This window comes from Burkholderia lata, assembly GCF_902499335.1.
Lineage (GTDB): Bacteria > Pseudomonadota > Gammaproteobacteria > Burkholderiales > Burkholderiaceae > Burkholderia > Burkholderia lata_B.
This window is the reverse complement of sequence record NZ_CABVQK010000011.1, coordinates 262,091-281,121: the sequence shown is the minus strand read 5'-3', so window position 1 is coordinate 281,121 and position 19,031 is coordinate 262,091. Positions and strand designations below refer to the sequence as shown.

Genomic DNA, 19,031 nt, shown 5'->3' with positions numbered 1-19,031 from the left:
AGGCCGAGGCTCGTGCCCCCGTTTGTTGTCTCCCGGCTGCTTTCTCGCAGCCCCGTCCAGCGGACAGGGAGACAACTGGGGGTCGAGCCTCACGTCATGGATGCGGGGTACGCATGTCGCACAAATCTCTCACGGCCGACCTGTGCCGTGCTGCGCGCGGGGCGCGTGGCAAACAGGCAAACTCGACCTCCAAAGGTCGGGAGAAGTCGCTCGCGCGTTTCGCTCGGTTTCTGTGGGATATGGGCTTTCAGGTTCACACGACTGGCCAGCTCAAAGAGAAGCATCTGATAGCCTGGTCGGACGACATGAAGGCGCGAGGGCGCTCGAAGCGGACGGCAATCAACAACATGACGCACATCCGAACGGCGCTCGAAGGAATTGGTCGCCGGCCGTTTGCCGACAAGATGAGCAATGCGGCCCTCGGGCTATCGGGCGCAAGCCGCGCCGGCACGAAGCGGCCGATGACGCGCGACGAGCTGGAACCGTATCGTGCCGCTGTTGCTGCGATCGATCCTGGCATTGCGATTGTGCTCGAGCTGCAACTCGAACTTGGGTTGCGTGCGAGGGAGGCGGTGCAAAGCATCAAGTCGCTGGTCGAATGGCGGCGCGCGCTGTCGAGCTCGATCGGGGATGGCTTCGTGACCATCATCCACGGGACGAAGGGAGGCAAGACGCGACGGAGCCCGCCATTGGATCGGCAGCGCGCCGCCGGGCTGGTGGAGCGTGCGATTGGACTGTCGAACGAGTACGGTGGGAAGCTGGTACGCAAGCCGGATCTGAAACGGGCGATGGAGCGTTACCACTATGTCGTGCGCAAGGTCGGTATGACCGACGAGCGTGCGCCGCATAGCCTCCGATATGCGTATGCGACCGAACACCTGGAACGGCAGAAGGCAGCCGGCGTATCGCGCCGGGAGGCCGCCGCTGGTGTATCGACGTGGCTCGGCCATGGAGATGGGCGCGGGACGTGGGTGGAGCGCGTCTATGGGCGTGAGGCGCTGGCCGAACCGGAGGCGCGCCATGCATAAGCACGTCGACACGCTGCCAGAGGTTGGCCACTCGCGCTGGAGGCAAATCGCGCCGTTCGTGGGCGTGTGCCGGGAGACTTGGCGAAAGCTCTGCTTGGCCGGACGCGCACCGCAGCCGATTCAACTATCGTCGCGGTGTACGGTGTGGAAGAACAGCGAGATTCATCGCTATCTTTCCGATCCGTTGCAGTACCGAGACAGGTAAATCGCGGATTGTGCGAGGCCGTGGAGAACGTTCGACTCAAGTTAGATCGCTCGTGACCGATATGACGTATCAAGGAGGTGCTACGTTGTGGACATGGCAGATCTTGTCAATGCATACGGCATCGGTTCGGTCATAGGAGCCGTTGTTGTGGTGGTTTGTGCGAAGGGAGCAAAACCGTATAGTTTCACGACCCTCTTGGCAGGAGCAGGGTTGATCATCGTTGCGGCAACAACGGCATCAACGTTTTCAAGTCTCGAAATGATTGCGAAGTCGCTTCATTTGCAGCACCGGTTGAGTGATGGAGCGTTAGAGGAAAGTCTTCGCATCAACGGTTTGTGGGTGCTTATATGCCCCGCGCTTGTGGGAGCGATGGGTATAAATCTTTTGACTACATGGTTTCAGGCTAGCAAACCAACGGTCGATAGGGACTTGATTGAGGCGACTGTTCCGATGCGCACGGCGGAGCAACGCACCGCGAATGTCGCCAGTAATGTTCAACGCGAACAAGGATCATCTCGACCCATGCGGCGAGTGCGGAGAAATGAGAGGGCGACGCTTGTACGGAGACGCTGAGAGCCTTGGTATTCACGTATCACGTTACTGAGATCGCTTTCCTCCGACTCTGCTTAGACCAAGTTGGCCAAGATGTTGTTGTCGAAGTAGATGTCCACTGTGCTGATCCGCGAGGGCGATGGAGCACACGGTAGGCCACATTTTTCCGGAGACGCTCCATCGGAGGAAGCAGCTTTCCCGAATCATTGATACTGTCAGCCGGAGAACTTCGACGGACGGGAGGCGGCGTGTTTAAGGGCGGAGCGATATTCGGGGGCGCGTTTTTGGCTGGTGTTCTGGCGGTGGCATTGTGGCATTGGCCGCCCAACTCGAGCGGTGACGTGGCGGCGTGGGTTCAGGCCGGTGGGACGATTGCGGCTGTCATTGCTGGCGCCGGTCTGTTGCACTACCAGGCGGGGCTCCAGCGGAGAAGTCGGCTTAGGGCGATACACGCAGTCGTTGAGCTTGCGGTGCAGTCGGTGACGCAACGCTTGGAGGTTCCGGAAGGTTTCGAGCAATTCGATTTGTTCGCATCACTCGACCTCCAGAAAGTCCGGTTCGCATTCGATGCGCTCTGCAAGATTCCGCTACACGAGGTTGATTCGGCCGACGCCGTGCGACAGGTAAGTGCCGCGATTGAAGCCATGCGAAAGATCGCAGGAATGCTCGCCTCTGATGAGATTGTTGGGGCATTTCACCGGGCAGAGCGGGTTGTAATTGCGAGCGCGTTCGCCGAAGAGACTGCTGCTTTGCAGGCAGCCTGTCAGGCTTTGGAGGCGGCAAGGTGATCCTCTGCCTTTGGCGATGCGTCGGTACGCTCGCGCGATGGCCGGAGCGAGCGATGCTGGTTGTGCGGCAGGAGAGCGGTCGGCGAATTTAGGTAGAATTGGATCGCTTAGGGACCGGGTATCTCCCGGCGAGTCAACTTTTTTGGGGGGAGGGGTTATGCAGCTTACTGGCATCGGCCTGTACACCTTCCATGAGGCGGCTCTGCTGACGAAAATACCGGTCAGGGACCTACGCCGCTGGCTGGATGGATATTCCTACCGGGACAAGAAGCACGAATCGATTTCCGTTGACCCGCTCTGGGAAACGGCACTTGCCGGCGATGACCTCGACGGCATCAGTTTTCACGACCTCCTGGAAGTTCGGTTCGTACATGCGTTCCGCGAGCACGGTGTCAGCCTGCAGACGATTCGCGTCGCGAGCCAGCGTGCACGCGAGCTTTTCAACACGGATTACCCGTTCACCTCACAGCAGTTCCGCACGGATGGCAGAACGATTTTTGCATCGGCCATCGAGGAAACCGGGGAAACCGAGCTGCTAGATCTGGTGAAACAGCAGTACGCGTTCCGGAAGATCATTGAGCCATCGCTACGCACCGGTATCGAGTTCGGCGCAGACCGGTTGGCTTCCCGGTGGTACCCGTCTCCGCGCAGCAAGGCGATTGTGCTAGACCCTGCGATCGCGTTCGGCAAGCCCATTGTCACGCACGGTTCTGTCAGGACATCGATCCTGTCCGAGGCGTTCAACGTGGAGGGTGACAAGAACCTTGTAGCAAGACTCTATGAAGTGCCCGTCGCCGCAGTAGATGCGGCCATCGCCTTCGAAGAAAGTCTTGCTGCGTGAAGTTCTTCGTCGACAACAACCTTCCTCCTGCCCTGGCAAGGGCCCTCCACGCATTGAGCGAACCTCGCGGACACCTCGTGATGCATTTGCGTGAGAAATTCGAGCAGGACTGCAAGGACGAGGACTGGATCAAGTCGTTATCGACAGAAGGCTGCTGGTCGGTGATCACTCATGACAGGCTGAACAAGGGATTGGAGCGCGAAGTACTGAGTCGGGCCGGGCTGATCGTTTTCTTTTTGGACAAGAGTTGGTCGAAGCGCACTTTCTGGGACATATCCCACAACATCGTGCGCTGGTGGCCGAGGATCATTGAACAGTCAGAGGGGATGCAAGGCGGCGCCGCGTTCAAGGTCCCCTACAGCTTCTCCGGAAAAGGGCGGTTCGAGCAGGTCAAGCTGTAGCGCAAGCACTCAATCGCGCGATATCGAGTGCCCTGTGGATAACTTGGATGCTTGGTGTTTTAGGTACACAAGACGGTACACAAATCACGGTACTATTTCTAAGTGCCTTGCCAGTAAAGGCTGTGTGCGAATTTGCTAGGTTCTGTATCGGAAAAGGATTGCAGGCCGGGAATGGCACAGCCATCTCCCGGCAATAGAACGTGCCTGCATCCGCGTGACGACTGCCAATCAGATTGACACTGTGGTTTTACAGATGCGGACGGGCCGCTAGCATCCGATCGATAAACGATGGCGGCAGCGATATATATACGGAATCATCTCCGCCGTCACCTTTTGAAAAGGACACGTAGGCCTCAATATAACTATTCCAGGAAATTTCGGGAATCGGTGTGCTGAATGTGTGCTGGGCTATTAATCTTCCGGTTTGTGCGATGTATACGCGACCAACATACCGCGAATCTCCACCCGGAACCCAAGCTAAAAGGCACAGGTCGGCAAGATACATCCCATCCGGAGATGTCGACGTTCTACACTCTTCCCCTCGAGGCGTTCGGTCAAAGGCGAAGGTGCCAATCAGTGCCATGATGAGCAGTGTGTAAGTAATTTTCAAAGAAATCGTCATGGTTTATTGTTGAATTTGATCATAGCGAAATTTCTATAGGAGGGGAGATTGGGATGAATTTTTTGTCAGAGTAGATGATAAAGTCACCACCTCTGTCATGTATCTCAGCCCATTTTCTAAAATCGATGTTTTCTACTGGATAGTAGACGTTCCCTTTGATGAGTGAATCGCCTCTGGCGACAGCGTATTTGACATATGGGATATGCTCGGAGTTCGAGAATGCAGAGATTGCACTATATGGAACAATGATAACGCCGTCACTACTCCAATGCCCTAAGTATTGGGATCGCTCATTAGATTTGTCAGTGAATGTATAGTTGTCTTTCACATATACCCACACTCCGGTCACTTCAGCTATTGTTCTGTGTGAATCCACGTCCCACGAGAAGCGTGCACTTCCGAGTGCCGCATAGATATTGAAGGATCCGAGTGCTCCGGATAGGTCGTCAGGCACACCATTGTTGCGAAGCTGTGCATCTAGTTGAGTTTCAATTTTCTGACCAAACGTGCTGTCTACTTTTGAGAGTTGAAATTGGAATCTTCGGTGCAAATCGCGAAGATCATTGGCACAGATGTCGTCGGTGTAGAGTCGCGCTGCGCAGTCTTTATGCGGGATCAGTAGTTTGTAAAGCTGGATTCTGGATTTCGGTGAGCGAATCATTTCATTAATGAGGTGGTCGAATTGCAGCTTCGCTCGAGGGAAGCGCAGAATCCAATCCAATTTAACGGTGGACATGTCATACATGTCGGATGGGTATGGTTTTCCATCTTGATTGATTTCTAATGACTCATCCGAAGAAGTCCGTGAATAATTTAATTTTCCAGAGAACCATCGCTCCATAAGTTTGGCAGATGTCGGGAGGTATATTTTGCGCATTGCTGCGGGAATCTCTTGAATATCGAACGCTGGTACGGAATCGTCCTTTTTTAGTTTCACGATGGCGGGCTTGGGAGGGGGAGAGGCATTTAGCCAAGCTTGAAAGCGCGCCAGAGCCTTGCCGGCCCTTTCCAAGTCATCAACCATTTTGTCAAGCGAGTCGCGCTTGGGCATGGCGGAGGAATGTTTGGGTTCAATTGCGTTCGATTTTTGTTGCATCGGAAGCGGTGGCGCCGGTTTATCCATGGATAACGAGAAGTTTGGAACAATCTTGCATCCATCGGCACCGTCATGGAGCTTCCACTTCCAAAAAATTTTATTTATCGTGAAATAGGGAATTTTTTCCTTGTTTGATGGCATTTATATTTTAGATCCGGTGATGTTGGGCGGTACGCGCGATGCCTGTTACGCTAGCGTGATCACGCCCGTAAAATCAATCGGACTAGTTCGAAATGTTATTGATGTGACTAGGTTTGGGGGAAGATATTCTTGGGACTTTCTTGGCCGTCTAAGCGCACCGGGATCGTGAGGCCGTCGATAGGCGTGCTGATACTCAAAGGAGTTGCGACTTTATATTTTTCTTGGCAAGGTGGCGGGGCGAGCGTTAGCTGTCATTGTGCTGGCCTCAACGGTGGCCGGCGCAGCGGGTATTCCAAGGGCAGAATATCCCGTTGCGGTCGATGATACGCGAGTCTCGGGGAATGTCTATTACCCGGTCCGGAATGGCTCATTTCGCGAGTGGCAGCAGCGTCATCATCGAGGCGGCGATTTTGTTGTTTTTTCGGATTACCGCTATGTAACGTTGCGGGAACCCATCAAGCTTCGGTTCGCATGAATATTTATATTAACGATTCTGGCATGTTGTTAATGATAGTCCTCCTGGCGATAGTATTGCCCGTTGTCGTGCTCGCGTCGGCAGTGAGGTTGCTGAACGCTTTCTTATCTGGCTCAAGAAGTTGGGCTGATGCTATTGCGGGGGAGGTTTGGATTTTAATTCGGCGCACATTCGTTTCGGCTGCCGTCGTCACTGTCCTCGGGTTTAGCTGGAGCTACTGGAAGGATGTGCAACTGCGCGCAATTTGCGATTCAAGCGAACAAAAGATTGAGCGTTCCCCGCACGGAGGCTATTGGGCACGATACTGTTATTTTGGAGATACGGTCGTTCTCAGACTTTATGACAGGGAGGGGGAGCGCCTCGTCGCCGAGCGAACGTATCGGGACGGGTCTGGCATACCCGTTGAGCTTCATTGGGCGAAGGAGGCATTGATGTATCCTCAAGGGCTCGAATTTGGCGAAACATTCGGCGAAATCAGTTTGCCACCGACTTTTCTTGACCGGATGATGGCGCGGCTCCCCTAGCAGGTCACGTTGGGCGCGTATGCTTCGCAAGCACGTCACGCCAAGGGAGGGGCGCCGGTTGGGCGACGGTCTATGCAAATTCGATCGACAGCGTATCAGATGAATGTAGCGAACATGCCGAGCCGACCGCGCGGGCCTGATTGCGTCGCGGTCCGGAGCGTCGATCCTGCATGGGCAAGCATGCCGATCGACCCGTCCGGACCCTCACCCGCCTCAATCCCAATGACGGTGATGGTAATACCCGCCACCACCGTAATACCCGCCACCATCGGGCACCACGATACAGCCGCTCAACAGCACGGCGACTCCGGCAATCAGCAAAAGGGTCTTCTTCATCGTGTTCACCTGCGTGGGTTCAATATGGAACCCAGCATAGCGAGCGCGCGCAACACCGGCTGTAAGCGATCGTTTCCCTGTTCCGCAATCCGTAACGGCGGATTATTCCGGTCACAATGACCGTAACAAATACGCAAACCGCAGACGTTTTCAGGCGGTGACGACCCTGTTTCGCCCCGTATCCTTCGCACGATACAGCGCGGCATCGGCGGCTTCGATCAACGCATCGGGCGTCGACAGATCGTCGGCCGACACGGTCGCGCAGCCGACGCTTACGCTCACGCGCCCGGCCGGCGCAGCCGGCATCGCGAGATCGAGCCGCAGCACCGCTTCGCGTGCTTCCTCGGCCACCACCCGCGCACCGCGCGCGCCCGTGTTCGGCAGCACAATCGCGAACTCCTCGCCGCCGTAACGCGCGACGATGTCCGCCGGCCGCCGTACTGCGCCGGCTAGCGCATTCGCGACCGCGATCAGGCACGCGTCGCCCTTCACGTGACCGAACGCGTCGTTGTAGGCCTTGAAGCGGTCGACGTCGACCATCAGCAGCGACAGCGGTTCGCCTTGCCGTCGCGCCTGCAGGAACAGCGTGTGGAAATGATCGTTGAAGTGCATGCGGTTGAACGCGCCCGTCAGGCCGTCGCGCGCGGACGAGCGGATCAATGTCGCATGCGCCTCGAACAGCCGCTGGTACAGCATCGTCACTTCCCACGCGAGCACGCACACGAGCACGCCCGGCGTGAACATGCTGAAGATCCGCGCGAGATACCAGCCGACCGTGAAGCGATTGGTGCTCATCAGGTTCAGCGTCGTGTCGGTGAGGCACGCGAGTACCGCGATCGCGAGCCACAGGTCGAGCGTCGTGCGCAGCCGGCCGGTGGCCAGCACGGCCACGAGCGCCAACGCATTGAGCAGCCACACGACCAGCGCGACGGCGTTGACGGGCAGCACGGCCGCGTCGCCCGGCGGATGAAACGCGGGCGGCAGCGACACATTCAGCGCGAACAGGCACAGCAGCCCGGCGACGACAGCCGGCCCGCCGATCAGCACGACCGTCCACGAGCGTGTCTGCTGCGCGCCGATCGGTGCGCGCGCCAGCCGCTCGCGCGCGAGCAGCGCGACCATCACGAAACCCGGGAAGCCGGCATGCCAGAAGATCCACATCCACGCGGCGCTTTGCGGTTGCGCGCCGAACAGCCCGTGCGGCGCGAACACGCCGGGAAAGGTGAGCAGCTGCAATGCGACGGCGAGCGCGGTGAACGCGTAGGCGCCGCCGAGCGCGCCGAGCACCGGCTGGCGCGTCACGGTGAACTGCGCGCCGAGAAAGAACGCCGCGATGCTCGCGGTGGTGAACACGGTGAGCGCACACATCGGCATGAACGGCTCGACGGCCGGCAGCACAACGTTCGCGTGTGGCGCGGCAATCCCGAGCGCGAGCACGATGACGAGTGCCGTCAGTGCGCCGAACCAGAGCTGGCGGCGTGTCGTGTGCTGGATCAGGATGCCTTCCATGGAGTTCCCCGGGCACGTAGGCGGAAACGCCCGGTCTTGCGCCGGGCGACAGGCAGCCGGCCGCTGCGCGACCGGTGCGGCCTGATCCTATCGCGTTATGGGCGTGCGCTCAAACCCCGAGGCCGGGACCGAAGTTGCCGGCGACCCAGTGCGTGACGGCATTGACGTCCGCGTAGTCCTGTTCGGGCAGGCCGTCGAGCATCGACAGCACTTCGTTGCTGGCGCCGGCGTCGCGCGCGGCATCGACGATCGCATCCTTGTTGGCCGGGTAGTGGACGGCCGCCAGCACGTCGGCGATCTGCAGGTCGATCGTTTCGTTGGGAATGTCGTGCGGAGGCTGGGCGGGCTGGTCGTTCACGGCGGTGTCTCGCGGAGTGAGCGGGTTGAGCGGTATTCGGATCGAGGCGGAATTCTGGTGCTTTACCGGGCGCATCAGGCGTTCACATGCCAGGGCGGCCGGGCCGGCGCGCCCTGCGGATGAACGGCGATCGACTCAATGCTCGCGTCGCACGCGGCGCCACGGATGCTTCCAGTCGATGTGCGGTGCGTTTTCGTCGCGAGGATGCTGACGCCGATGTTCCTGCCAAAGTTCGTCGGAAAACAGCGCCGCTACGATCACGAGCGGCAGCACGAGGAAAATTCCGAGTATGACTTGCTCGAACACGATAGCCTCCTCGCAGCGGCAGGAACCCTTGCTCCCATTCTAGGCTCTGAACTTCGCCCGCGTTCAATTTCTTACAGTGCGAAACAGGCCCGGACGCGGCCTTGCCGCATGTGCGCGGGCATCAAAAGAGGACATGAACATGCAACTCCAGAACGATACCAACACGCTCGCGCTGCGGCCGCTGGAGCGCCAGGACCTGCGCTTCGTCCACGAGCTGAACAACGACGCAAAGATCATGCGCTACTGGTTCGAGGAGCCGTACGAAACCTTCTCGGAACTGTCACAACTGTACGACCGCCACGTGCACGACCAGCGCGAGCGCCGTTTCGTCTCGGTCGACGCGCAAGGCGAACTGGTGGGCCTCGTCGAGCTGATCGAGCTCGACTACATCCATCGCCGCGGCGAGTTCCAGATCATCATCGCGCCGCAATGCCAGGGGCGCGGCTATGCAGGGCAGGCGACGCGCCTCGCGATCGAATACGCGTTCAAGGTGCTGAACATGCGCAAGCTGTACCTGATCGTCGATACGTCGAATGCGGCGGCGATTCACGTGTACGAGAAATGCGGATTCCAGCACGAGGCCGAATTGAAGGAAGAATTTTTCGGAAACGGCGCGTATCACAACGCTTATCGCATGTGCATCTTTCAGCGCGATTATTTCGAGCGTCAGCAATCCAGCCCAAATAAAGCAGGGTAAACACGCTGACGAAAGGCGCTTGCGGTGGGGCTTCCGCGGCGCTGAATGCATGCGGAGAAGTACGGATAAATACGGATTCGCTTATACCTGGCATTTTTCTTGTATCAGGTAAATGCGATTCCGCGTTGCGGTAAAGTCGAATCGTTTCGGATGACTTTATGTGCGGCGCATCAAAATGATCCGGATAGCGAAATGGATTATCCAAACCGTTCAATCGCCGCATTGTAACTTTGCTGAAAGTCTTGCTGCGCAACGCTCTCCGCCCGGCGGTGCGGGCCTGTCTGACGGGAGGCGCGCGTTGTCCCGCCTGCGCATGGTGCGAAAAACGGGCTGCGCACGGGGTGCGACAATCCGCCGCTATTGCGGTCGCACAACAAATGTGCTTGCTATCGCTTGCCGGTCTTCTAAAGTGAAAAATGTGGGTTGACGATCACCTTTAAGCACATAGCTAACCCAAGCCTGGTGCCCGCAAGCCTGGAGACAGAACATGATGAAGCGTACCGGTATCCTTTTTGCCCTCGTCGGCGCATTTTGCGCGGTGTCGATTGCCCAGGCCGGCGGCGATTCGGCCGTCAAGCCGACGCAGGAAATCCAGTTGACGAAGAACGCATGGGGCTGCCTGTCGAAAGACAATCTGGACTCCGTACTGAGTCACGAGCGTGACGGCAAGTCGCAGGCGAAGCAGCAATACTTCGACGACTTCCGTTGCCTGTCGGTGCCGGAAGGCCAGCGCTTCCGCGTGGTGTCGGTCGACCAGGGTGACGTGCAGTTCGTCAGCGCCGACAACAGCGACCAGCAGGGTCTCTGGACCGATTCGCGCTTCGTCAAGCAATAACCGTCCATTCACCGCGCAGTCGCACGACGCGCGAGCGCGCCGGCCCGATGAGCCGGCGGCGCGAACCGAACACGGCCCGGCTCATGCCGGGCCGTTGCGCTGTGAAACGCGTGTGACACGCGCCGGACGGCGCGCATTCGGTATCATCACGGCCCGACCGAACCGAATGCCCGCCCGGGCCGCATCCGCATGGCGCTGAAATCCACGATCTACAAAGCCGAACTGCAAATCGCCGACATGGATCGGCATTACTACGCCGATCACGCGCTGACGGTGGCGCGCCATCCGTCGGAAACCGACGACCGGATGATGGTGCGCATCGTCGCATTCGCGCTGTTTGCGCACGAGCGGCTCGAATTCTGCAAGGGGCTGTCGGACGTCGACGAGCCCGATCTGTGGCAGAAGGACCTGACGGGCGCGATCGACGTCTGGATCGAAGCCGGCCAGCCCGACGAGCGGCGCATCTCGAAGGCGTCCGGCCGCGCCGGGCAGGTCACGGTGATCGCATACGGCGGCAAGACGTCGGATATCTGGTGGCAGGGCGTGCGCAGCAAGGTCGAGCGGCTGCGCAACGTGCAGGTGCTGTCGCTGAACGACGGCGTCGCTGCCGCGCTCGGGAAACTCGCGGAGCGCACGATGCGCCTGCAGTGCACGGTGCAGGACGGCACCGCGTGGATCTCGAGCGCCGACCACGATCCGGTAGCGGTCGAATGGTCGGTGCTGAAGGCGCGCGCGGACGCGTGACGGCCCGCGCGACGGCCGCCGCGTTCAGCCGATCGCGGCCGGCGGCCCCTTGAATTCGAGCATGTTGCCTTCCGGGTCGAACAGGTAGATCGACGGCCCATAGCCGCCGGCGCCGTAGCGTTCCGCGGGCGCGCCCGGCCGTGCGCCATGCGCGGCGAAATGGGCAGTCAAGGCGTCGGGATCGAACGGCTCGACGCGCAGGCACAGGTGATCGAGATTGCGTCCCGTGCCGGGCGGGCCGCTGTCGGGGCGGTCGATCGGGCCGCCGACCGACAACAGGTCGATCAGCGCGTCGCCGGCGCGCAACTGCACGAGGCCCAGATCGGGCTGTTCCTTCTCCACATGGCAGCCGACGGCGTCGCAGTAAAAGCGCGTCATCGCGGCCATGTCGGTCACGCGCAGCACGATGTGATCGATCGCGCGGATGGTCGGTTTCATGGGCAGGCTCTCCTTCGCAATCCACGAGCATCGAGTGTAGACGCATCGTGCCTGCGCCGCCGGCCGGAACGCGGCACAATCGACGGACGAAAAAAAGCCCGTTCACGCAGAGCGGAACGGGCTTAATCCATATCAGGAGGAGACATGGAGGAGACAGTTCCAACTATACACACGGCGATGGTGCGACGCAATATTCCGAATGCAAAAAAACGTCAGGACGGCGATTTGTCGCATCCGCAGTGCAGCAAAATGGTGACGGGACGATGACGAAAACCGCGCTGGAGCAGCCGGCGCGCGCGTTTTGTCGGATTTATTCCTAATCGATGCGCCCCCGATTTTCTAGGGCGAATCACAGAGCAAGATTCAGGGCGCGACGGCATGTGCCGATGTCTAGAGTAGGCACCATCTACACTAGAGAGTGCGAGGTTCAGATGAAAACCGCCTATCCGACCGATGATGCCCGCTGGGGCGCCGTCACCGAGCGCGATCCGCATGCGGACGGCGCGTTCTTCTATGCCGTGAGCACGACCGGCGTGTTCTGCCGCCCGACCTGCGCGTCGCGGCTGCCGCGCCGCGAGAATGTGTCCTTCTTTGCCGATACGGCCACCGCGCGTGCAGCCGGCTTCCGGCCCTGCAAGCGTTGCCAGCCGGAAGGGCTGCCGCGCGAACTCGAGATCGTCAACCGCGCATGCGCGGTGCTCGACGCGCACGCCGAGCGGCTCACGCTGCAGCAACTGAGCGATGCCGTGCACGTGAGCCCGTTTCACCTTCAGCGGCTCTTCAAGCGCGTGGTCGGCGTGTCGCCGCGGCAGTACCAAGCCGCGCAGCGCGGCGCTGCGCTGCGGCAGGCGCTGCAAAGCGGGCAGCCGGTCACGCAGGCGGCCGTCGACGCGGGCTTCAACTCGCCGTCGCGCCTCTATGCGTCGGTGCCGCGCGAGCTTGGGATGGCGCCGTCGGCGTTCCGCCGCCAGGGTGCGGGTCTCCGGATCGATTTTGCGACCGCATCGACGTCGCTCGGCACGGTGCTCGTCGCCGCGACCGAACAGGGCATCTGCCGGATCGCGTTCGGCGACGAACCGGCCGCGCTCGTCGGCGAGCTGAAGGACGCGTTCGCGCGCGCCGAGCTGGTCGAAGCGTCGGCACGGCTCGCGCCGTTCGTCGCGCAGATCCGCGCGTACCTGGACGGCACGCGGCACGCATTCGACCTGCCGCTCGACATCGCGCCGACCGCATTCCAGCAGCGCGTATGGGAAGCGCTGACGCATATTCCGTACGGCGAAACGCGCAGCTACTCGGAGATCGCCGAGGCGCTGGGCTCCCCGCGTGCGGTGCGCGCCGTCGCATCCGCGTGCGCGTCGAACCCGGTCGCGCTCGCCATCCCGTGCCATCGCGTCGTACAGAAGGGCGGCGCGCTTTCCGGGTATCGTTGGGGCGTGCGCCGCAAGGCGACGCTGCTCGCGTCCGAGGCGCGGCATGTGCATGACGATGAAACCGAATCCGTTGCGGAGGGCAGCGCAGTTTGAGCATCGCAAAAACAACGATTACGTCCATCGTGAACGGCGGCCAGGTGCCGCCGTCCGCGCAAATGGAGCTGCGCTTCAATGCGCCTTACGACTGGGCGCGCGTGCTGCGCTTCTTCAGCGGGCGCGCGATTCCGGGCGTCGAGCAGGTGGCGGACGGCGTGTACCGCCGCATCGTCGACCTGCACGGCGACGCCGGCCGGCTCACGGTCGCGAAACATCCGCGCAAGCATTGCCTGGTTGCGACGGTCGAAGGCGCGGTTGCGCGTCATGTCGATGATGCGTTCGCCGCGCGCGTCGCGACGATGTTCGACGTCGGCGCCGATCCGGCCGCCATCGGCAGCGGGCTGGCGCGCGATCCGTGGTTCGCGCCGCTCATCGAGGCCGCGCCGGGGCTGCGCGTGCCGGGCGCATGGTCGGGGTTCGAGCTGGCCGTGCGCGCGATCGTCGGCCAGCAGGTGAGCGTGAAGGCCGCGACGACGATCGTCGGCCGGCTCGTCGAACGCGCCGGCGAGCGTGTGGTTCATGAAGACGACGGCATGCCCGCGTGGCGTTTCCCGACGCCCGACGCGCTGGCCGCCTGCGATCTCGACAAGATCGGGATGCCCGGCAAGCGGGTGGCGGCACTGACCGGCGTGGCACGCGCGGTGGCGGCCGGCGACGTGCCGGTCGATCGCGAGCACGCCGATCTCGCGACGCTGCGCAGCGCGTGGCTCGATCTGCCCGGCATCGGCCCGTGGACCGTCGAATACATCGCGATGCGCGCATGGCGCGATCCGGACGCATGGCCGGCCTCCGACCTCGTGCTGATGCAGTCGATCGCCGCGCGCGATCCGGCGCTCGACCGGCTCGCGACCCAGAAGCACCGCACTGAAGGCTGGCGGCCGTGGCGCGCGTACGCGGCGCTGCATTTGTGGAACGAAGTGGCCGACCGGGCGGGCGGCGCGCGCGGCGGGTGATCGCCGAGGCTCGCGGCCGGGTGCGACCTGACGCGGCCGCGATGCAACCCGTTGCGCGGGTCGTGGCGACACGCTCAGGCTATCCGCCTGACACTGGCCGTCACGGCAATTCCGCGCATCCGTCGCCCGCAGGATGCCGGGCGGACAATGCCCGCTTACCCCTCTTTCCGCGCTCTGTTCGGCGGCATGGTTGCACCTGCCGCCACCCGTTCGCGCGTCACGTTCCGTCGGACGAATTCGCGTAACCGGCGTGCTCGTCGCCGCCGCCTGGAACCGGTGGCAGATGCGGCGACCGCCGCGACCGGCCCGTCCGGCGGCCCGCTCCGGCCCGCGCACCATGCCCGGAGCCACCTCAAGCGCGTGTTTCGGCGAGATGTTAAAGTGCCCGCTACCAACGAAGCGACCAACAATCCAGCCGGCCGCGCGCGGCGTTCTGCGCGCGGCCGTCACGCACTTGCGTCTCCATGTCGAACACCATGACTCACCGCCAGTCCGAACTGCTGCTGAATCGCCTCGAAGCACTGAGCTCGGGCCCGACGCGGCAGCATCTGCCCGACGGCCTGCGCGGCATCGAAAAGGAAAGCCTGCGCGTGACGCGCGACGGGATGATCGCGTTCACGCCGCATCCGCGCGCGCTCGGTTCGGCGCTCACGCATCCGTCGCTGACGACCGACTATTCCGAAGCGCTGATCGAGTTGATCACGCCCGCGGAAGGCGACGCCGCGATCACGCTCGAACGTCTCGACGATCTGCATCGCTACGTGTATGCGTCGCTCGGCGACGAGATGCTGTGGAACGACTCGATGCCCGGCCTGCTGCCGGCCGATGACCAGATTCCGATCGCCGACTACGGCACGTCGAACATCGGCCGCCTGAAGACGGTGTACCGGCGCGGCCTCGCGTATCGCTACGGCCGCACGATGCAGTGCATCGCCGGCATCCACTACAACTACTCGCTGCACGAGGAAGTGTGGCGGCGCCTGCATGCGGAAGAGGGCTCGACGGCCACGCTCGTCGATTACCAGTCGGAACGCTATCTCGCGCAGATCCGCAACTTCCGCCGCCGCAGCTGGCTGCTGATGTACCTGTTCGGCGCGTCGCCGGCGCTCGACACGAAGTTCCTGCGCGGCAAGCCGCACAAGCTCGACACGTTCGATGCCGATACGCTGTACTTGCCGTATGCGACGAGCCTGCGGATGAGCGATCTCGGCTACTCGAACACGACCGCCCAGGCCGCGCTGCACGTCGACTACAACACGCTGCCCGGCTATCTCGACGCGCTGTCGAAGGCCGTGAGCGAGCCGTATCCGGCCTACGAGGCGATCGGCACGCATCGCGACGGCGAGTGGATCCAGATCAACACGAACGTGCTGCAGATCGAGAACGAGTTCTACTCGACGATCCGGCCGAAGCGCGTCACGTATTCGGGCGAGCGGCCGCTGCATGCGCTCGCATCGCGCGGCGTGCAGTACATCGAGGTGCGCTGTCTCGACATCGATCCGTTCGAGCCGACCGGTATCGCACTGGAAACCGCGCGCTTCATCGACGCGTTCCTGCTCGCGTGCGCGCTCGACGAGAGCCCGGCGCTCGACTGCCCCGCGTACAAGGAAGCGAACGCGAACTTCGGCAGCGTGACGATGGAAGGGCGCAAGCCGGGGCTCACGCTGCAGCGCGACGGTGAGCCGGTCACGCTGCAGGCATGGGCGGACGAACTGATGGCCGATATCGAAACCATCGGCCGTCGTCTCGACGAAATCCGCGGCGGCGACGAGCACGTGCGCGCGATCGCCGCGCAACGCGAGAAGCTCGCCGATCCGGAGCGCACGCCGTCGGCGCACGTGCTGCGCACAATGCGCGAGCGCGGCCAGTCGTTCCTCGGGTTCGCGCTGGCGCAGAGCGAAGCGCATGCCGCGCATTTCCGCGCACATCCGCCGTCGGCGGATACGCTGCGCACCGAGCAGGCGCTCGCCGCGAAATCGCTGGCCGAGCAGGCCGAGCTTGAAGCGAAGGAGGCCGGATCGTTCGACGCGTTCGTCGCGGCCTATCGCGCCTATACGCTGAACCGCTTCAGCGTGTGATGTTTGCGCACGTGCACCGCGTCGGTCGGCGCGGTGCACGATGCGTATCTCCGTCGCCGGTCGGGTCGCACCGTTGTGCGCTCGATCCGGTTCGATCCGGCTCGATCCGGTTCGATCAGCCGTCAGTGATGCGCGTAGGTGCCGCGGTCGATCGCGTGCGGCAGCGCCGGCTTGCCCGATTCCACGTTTGCCCCGCCTTCGCTGCCGTAGCCGGCGTCCTCGCCGCGTGCCTGCGCGGCACGGTGCATGATCGCCTGCATGGTTTCCGGAAAGTCGGGACTGCTGGCGAGGCTCGTCCGGTAGCCGGCGGCCTGAAGCTCCACGAGTTCCTGGCGGACCTCGGCGCGCGTCAGCGTCGATGCGGCCTGCGCGTGAGCGGCGAAGGCCGCGCCGATCAGCACGCATGCGCATGCCGCCTGTTTCATCGTCTTCATCGTGTTCACTCCCAGAGGTTCCGGTGCCGTGCCTGCCGTGGCAGGCGCGGGCGGAATCGATGCGACCAGTCTAGGCTTCGGACGCCAATCGAAACATCCCGCTCACCGTCAGGCACCTTTGCCGCATGTGCAACATTGCACGCGTGAGTCGCTCGTGACGGGTTTCCTGTCGAATGCGACAGCGGCCTGCCCGCTGCCGGCCAGCGTGTGGCGGCTGGTCCGTATCGGGTCGGCACGCATCGGGCTTGTCCCCCTTGTACAAGCGCCGCGCGCCTCCTAACCTCTTTTAAGCGACCGATCGGTTGGCCGGGCGACGTCGTTGCGTGCGCAAGCGCCTGATCGTTGTCGTGACCGGAGAACGACCGCTTTGTACCGAATCCGGGAGGGCGCGGCAGCGCCGACCCGGGGCGACTTTGGAGACACGATGAACCCCACCGACGCCCTACCGCCCGGCATCGTCTTCGCACAGCCGTTGACGCCGGTCGCCAACTCGCTGCTGCTGTCCTTCATCGTCGCCGCGATCCCGATCGCGGTCGCGCTGATCGCGCTCGGCGTGTTGCGCCGCCCCGCGTGGCAGGCCTCGCTCGCCGGGCTCGTCGCGGGCCTCGCGGTCGCGATCGGCGCATGGGGCATGCCGGCCGGGCTCGCGTTCAACGCGGTCGGCGCGGGCATGGCGCTCGCGGTCGTGCCGGTGATGTGGATCGTCTTCAACGCGCTGCTGCTGTACAACATCGCGGTGAAGTCGGGCCGCTTCGACCAGTTCCGGCAGTGGATGCTCGACAACCTGCCCGACGATCGCCGCCTCGTGCTGCTCGTCGTCGCGTTCTCGTTCGGCTGCCTGCTCGAAGGGATCTCGGGATTCGGCACACCGGTCGCGATCACGAGCGCACTGTTGATCGCGCTCGGCTTCCCCGCGCTCGAAGCGCTCACCTATACGCTGCTGTTCAACACGGCGCCGGTCGCGTTCGGCGCGCTCGGTGTGCCGATCACCGTGCTCGGCGCGGTGACGTCGCTGCCGCCCGCGACACTCGCGCAGATGGTCGGCCGCCAGTTGCCGTTCTTCGCGCTGCTGCTGCCGTTCTACGTGGTCGGCGCATACGGCGGGCTGCGCTCGATCTCGAAGCTGTGGCCCGCGCTGCTCGTGTCGGGCGGCAGCTTCGCGATCGCGCAGTTCGTCACGTCGAACTTCCTCGGCTACCAGCTCACCGACGTACTGTCGTCGCTCACGTCGCTGATCGTCACGATCGGCTTCCTGCAGCTGTGGAAGCCGCAGCCCGATCCGGAATACGCGCTCGCGCGCAGCGTGCCGGCAACGGCCGGCGCCGCGCGCGCGGGCTTCGGCGGCTGGCTGCCGTGGCTCGTCGTGTCGGTGGTCGTGATCGTATGGGTGCACGCGAACATCGCGGCGATCGGCGACGTGAAGATCAAGTGGCCGGGCCTGCACAACGCGGTGTTCGTGTCGCTGTACCACAAGCCGTATGCGGCGATCTGGGACTTCCAGCCGCTCGGCACGGGCACCGCAATCCTGTTGTCCGCGATCATCACGGCCGCGTTGACGCGCACCGGCGTCGGCGATTTCTTCGAATGCGTGGCGAAGACCTGGCGGCAGACGTGGATCGCGATCGTCACGGTGATGATGATCGTCGGGCTCGCGTACCTGCTGAACTACTCGGGGATCAGCTACACGCTCGGCACCGGCGTCGCGTCGACGGGCGCGCTGTTCCCGCTGGTGTCCGCGTCGCTCGGCTGGATCGCCGTGTTCCTGTCCGGCAGCGACACGTCGGGCAACGCGCTGTTCGGCAACCTGCAGGTCGTCGCCGCGCGGCAGCTCGGCCTCGATCCGGTGCTGATGGCCGCGACCAACTCGTCGGGCGGCGTGATGGGCAAGATGATCTCGCCGCAGAACATCGCGACGGGCGTGTCGACGACGGACCTGAAAGGGCAGGAGGGTGTCGTGTTCGCGCGCACGTTCTGGCACAGCGTGATCCTCACGCTGCTGCTCGGCGTGCTCGTGTTCCTGCAGCAGCACGTGCTGACGTGGATGATTCCGGCACTGCCGAAGTGATGTGAGCGCAACGACAGAAGGAAGGCACGAGGAAAAACGAGGGAAGGCGCGAGAAAAGCGCCAGTCAAGTGCGGAACCG

At 62.4% G+C, this 19,031-nt stretch carries 21 protein-coding genes; 14 read left to right on the top strand and 7 right to left on the bottom strand.

Going from position 1 to position 19,031, the window contains the following annotated elements; translation table 11 throughout:
• Positions 1-113 precede the first annotated feature (113 nt).
• The 5 genes from BCO18175_RS27090 to BCO18175_RS27065 all read left to right on the top strand — a co-directional run bounded on the left by BCO18175_RS27090 (position 114) and on the right by BCO18175_RS27065 (position 3,815).
• A complete protein-coding gene (locus BCO18175_RS27090) occupies positions 114-1,028 on the top strand; it encodes an integrase domain-containing protein (RefSeq protein ID WP_174985645.1) in 915 nt (304 codons plus the stop codon).
• Positions 1,029-1,326: 298 nt separating this feature from the next.
• Complete coding sequence (locus tag BCO18175_RS27080) at positions 1,327-1,806, top strand: hypothetical protein (RefSeq protein WP_174985643.1); 480 nt, start codon at positions 1,327-1,329, stop codon at positions 1,804-1,806.
• 227 nt (positions 1,807-2,033) lie between these two features.
• Positions 2,034-2,573 (top strand): hypothetical protein, encoded by a 540-nt coding sequence (locus BCO18175_RS27075; RefSeq protein WP_174985641.1) that lies wholly within the window; start codon positions 2,034-2,036, stop codon positions 2,571-2,573.
• Positions 2,574-2,730: 157 nt separating this feature from the next.
• Positions 2,731-3,414, top strand: coding sequence for a DUF433 domain-containing protein (locus BCO18175_RS27070; RefSeq protein WP_098550236.1), 684 nt, complete (start codon positions 2,731-2,733; stop codon positions 3,412-3,414).
• Positions 3,411-3,815 carry a hypothetical protein gene (locus BCO18175_RS27065; protein ID WP_098550237.1) on the top strand — a complete coding sequence of 135 codons (405 nt, stop codon included), beginning with the start codon at positions 3,411-3,413 and terminating at the stop codon, positions 3,813-3,815. Before BCO18175_RS27070 ends, BCO18175_RS27065 begins: the two co-directional genes overlap by 4 nt.
• A 641-nt stretch (positions 3,816-4,456) precedes the next feature.
• Here BCO18175_RS27065 and BCO18175_RS27060 read toward each other — a convergent pair.
• A complete protein-coding gene (locus tag BCO18175_RS27060; protein WP_174985639.1) occupies positions 4,457-5,674 on the bottom strand; it encodes a DUF6402 family protein in 1,218 nt (405 codons plus the stop codon).
• 229 nt (positions 5,675-5,903) lie between these two features.
• Between BCO18175_RS27060 and BCO18175_RS40660 the strand changes: the two genes are divergently transcribed.
• Complete coding sequence (locus BCO18175_RS40660) at positions 5,904-6,149, top strand: DUF6402 family protein (protein WP_368040722.1); 246 nt, start codon at positions 5,904-5,906, stop codon at positions 6,147-6,149.
• Positions 6,146-6,673 (top strand): hypothetical protein, encoded by a 528-nt coding sequence (locus tag BCO18175_RS27055; protein ID WP_174985638.1) that lies wholly within the window; start codon positions 6,146-6,148, stop codon positions 6,671-6,673. Before BCO18175_RS40660 ends, BCO18175_RS27055 begins: the two co-directional genes overlap by 4 nt.
• 213 nt (positions 6,674-6,886) lie before the next feature.
• On the opposite strand, the gene BCO18175_RS40890 is transcribed toward BCO18175_RS27055, so the two are convergent.
• The 4 genes from BCO18175_RS40890 to BCO18175_RS27040 form a co-directional block, all read right to left on the bottom strand.
• Entirely contained in the window at positions 6,887-7,009 is a 123-nt protein-coding gene (locus tag BCO18175_RS40890) for a hypothetical protein (RefSeq protein ID WP_021157980.1), read from the bottom strand.
• 150 nt (positions 7,010-7,159) lie between these two features.
• A complete protein-coding gene (locus tag BCO18175_RS27050) occupies positions 7,160-8,518 on the bottom strand; it encodes a GGDEF domain-containing protein (protein ID WP_174985636.1) in 1,359 nt (452 codons plus the stop codon).
• A 109-nt stretch (positions 8,519-8,627) separates the two neighbouring features.
• Positions 8,628-8,876: a DUF2795 domain-containing protein gene (locus BCO18175_RS27045; protein ID WP_174916686.1), complete on the bottom strand. Its 249-nt coding sequence runs from the start codon at positions 8,874-8,876 to the stop codon at positions 8,628-8,630.
• Positions 8,877-9,011: 135 nt separating this feature from the next.
• On the bottom strand, positions 9,012-9,149 hold the full coding sequence (locus tag BCO18175_RS27040) for a hypothetical protein (RefSeq protein ID WP_174916598.1): 138 nt from the start codon (positions 9,147-9,149) through the stop codon (positions 9,012-9,014).
• A 172-nt stretch (positions 9,150-9,321) separates the two neighbouring features.
• On the opposite strand from BCO18175_RS27040, the gene speG reads away from it, so the two are divergent.
• From speG to BCO18175_RS27025, 3 genes are all read left to right on the top strand, one after another.
• On the top strand, positions 9,322-9,879 hold the full coding sequence (gene speG, locus BCO18175_RS27035; RefSeq protein ID WP_174985634.1) for a spermidine N1-acetyltransferase: 558 nt from the start codon (positions 9,322-9,324) through the stop codon (positions 9,877-9,879).
• A 487-nt stretch (positions 9,880-10,366) separates the two neighbouring features.
• Positions 10,367-10,714 carry a surface attachment protein Sap1 gene (sap1, locus tag BCO18175_RS27030; protein ID WP_085043241.1) on the top strand — a complete coding sequence of 116 codons (348 nt, stop codon included), beginning with the start codon at positions 10,367-10,369 and terminating at the stop codon, positions 10,712-10,714.
• A gap of 189 nt (positions 10,715-10,903) precedes the next feature.
• A complete protein-coding gene (locus BCO18175_RS27025; protein ID WP_174985632.1) occupies positions 10,904-11,458 on the top strand; it encodes a YaeQ family protein in 555 nt (184 codons plus the stop codon).
• A gap of 24 nt (positions 11,459-11,482) precedes the next feature.
• Here BCO18175_RS27025 and BCO18175_RS27020 read toward each other — a convergent pair whose 3' ends face one another.
• Positions 11,483-11,896: a VOC family protein gene (locus tag BCO18175_RS27020; RefSeq protein WP_011353604.1), complete on the bottom strand. Its 414-nt coding sequence runs from the start codon at positions 11,894-11,896 to the stop codon at positions 11,483-11,485.
• A gap of 431 nt (positions 11,897-12,327) precedes the next feature.
• Between BCO18175_RS27020 and ada the strand changes: the two genes are divergently transcribed.
• The 3 genes from ada (at position 12,328) to gshA (ending at position 16,453) form a co-directional block, all read left to right on the top strand.
• A complete protein-coding gene (ada, locus tag BCO18175_RS27015; RefSeq protein WP_174973877.1) occupies positions 12,328-13,419 on the top strand; it encodes a bifunctional DNA-binding transcriptional regulator/O6-methylguanine-DNA methyltransferase Ada in 1,092 nt (363 codons plus the stop codon).
• Positions 13,416-14,375, top strand: coding sequence for a DNA-3-methyladenine glycosylase family protein (locus BCO18175_RS27010; RefSeq protein WP_174985630.1), 960 nt, complete (start codon positions 13,416-13,418; stop codon positions 14,373-14,375). The genes ada and BCO18175_RS27010 overlap by 4 nt, the downstream gene beginning before the upstream one ends.
• Positions 14,376-14,839: 464 nt before the next feature.
• A complete protein-coding gene (gene gshA / locus BCO18175_RS27005) occupies positions 14,840-16,453 on the top strand; it encodes a glutamate--cysteine ligase (RefSeq protein WP_174916680.1) in 1,614 nt (537 codons plus the stop codon).
• A 122-nt stretch (positions 16,454-16,575) separates the two neighbouring features.
• Here the strand turns inward: gshA and BCO18175_RS27000 are convergent, their stop codons facing one another.
• The gene (locus tag BCO18175_RS27000) at positions 16,576-16,887 is read right to left on the bottom strand and encodes a DUF4148 domain-containing protein (RefSeq protein ID WP_174916679.1); all 312 of its coding nucleotides are present in this window, start codon (positions 16,885-16,887) and stop codon (positions 16,576-16,578) included.
• A 424-nt stretch (positions 16,888-17,311) separates the two neighbouring features.
• On the opposite strand from BCO18175_RS27000, the gene BCO18175_RS26995 reads away from it, so the two are divergent.
• Positions 17,312-18,952 (top strand): L-lactate permease, encoded by a 1,641-nt coding sequence (locus BCO18175_RS26995; RefSeq protein ID WP_174985629.1) that lies wholly within the window; start codon positions 17,312-17,314, stop codon positions 18,950-18,952.
• The last annotated feature ends 79 nt before the right edge of the window (positions 18,953-19,031 follow it).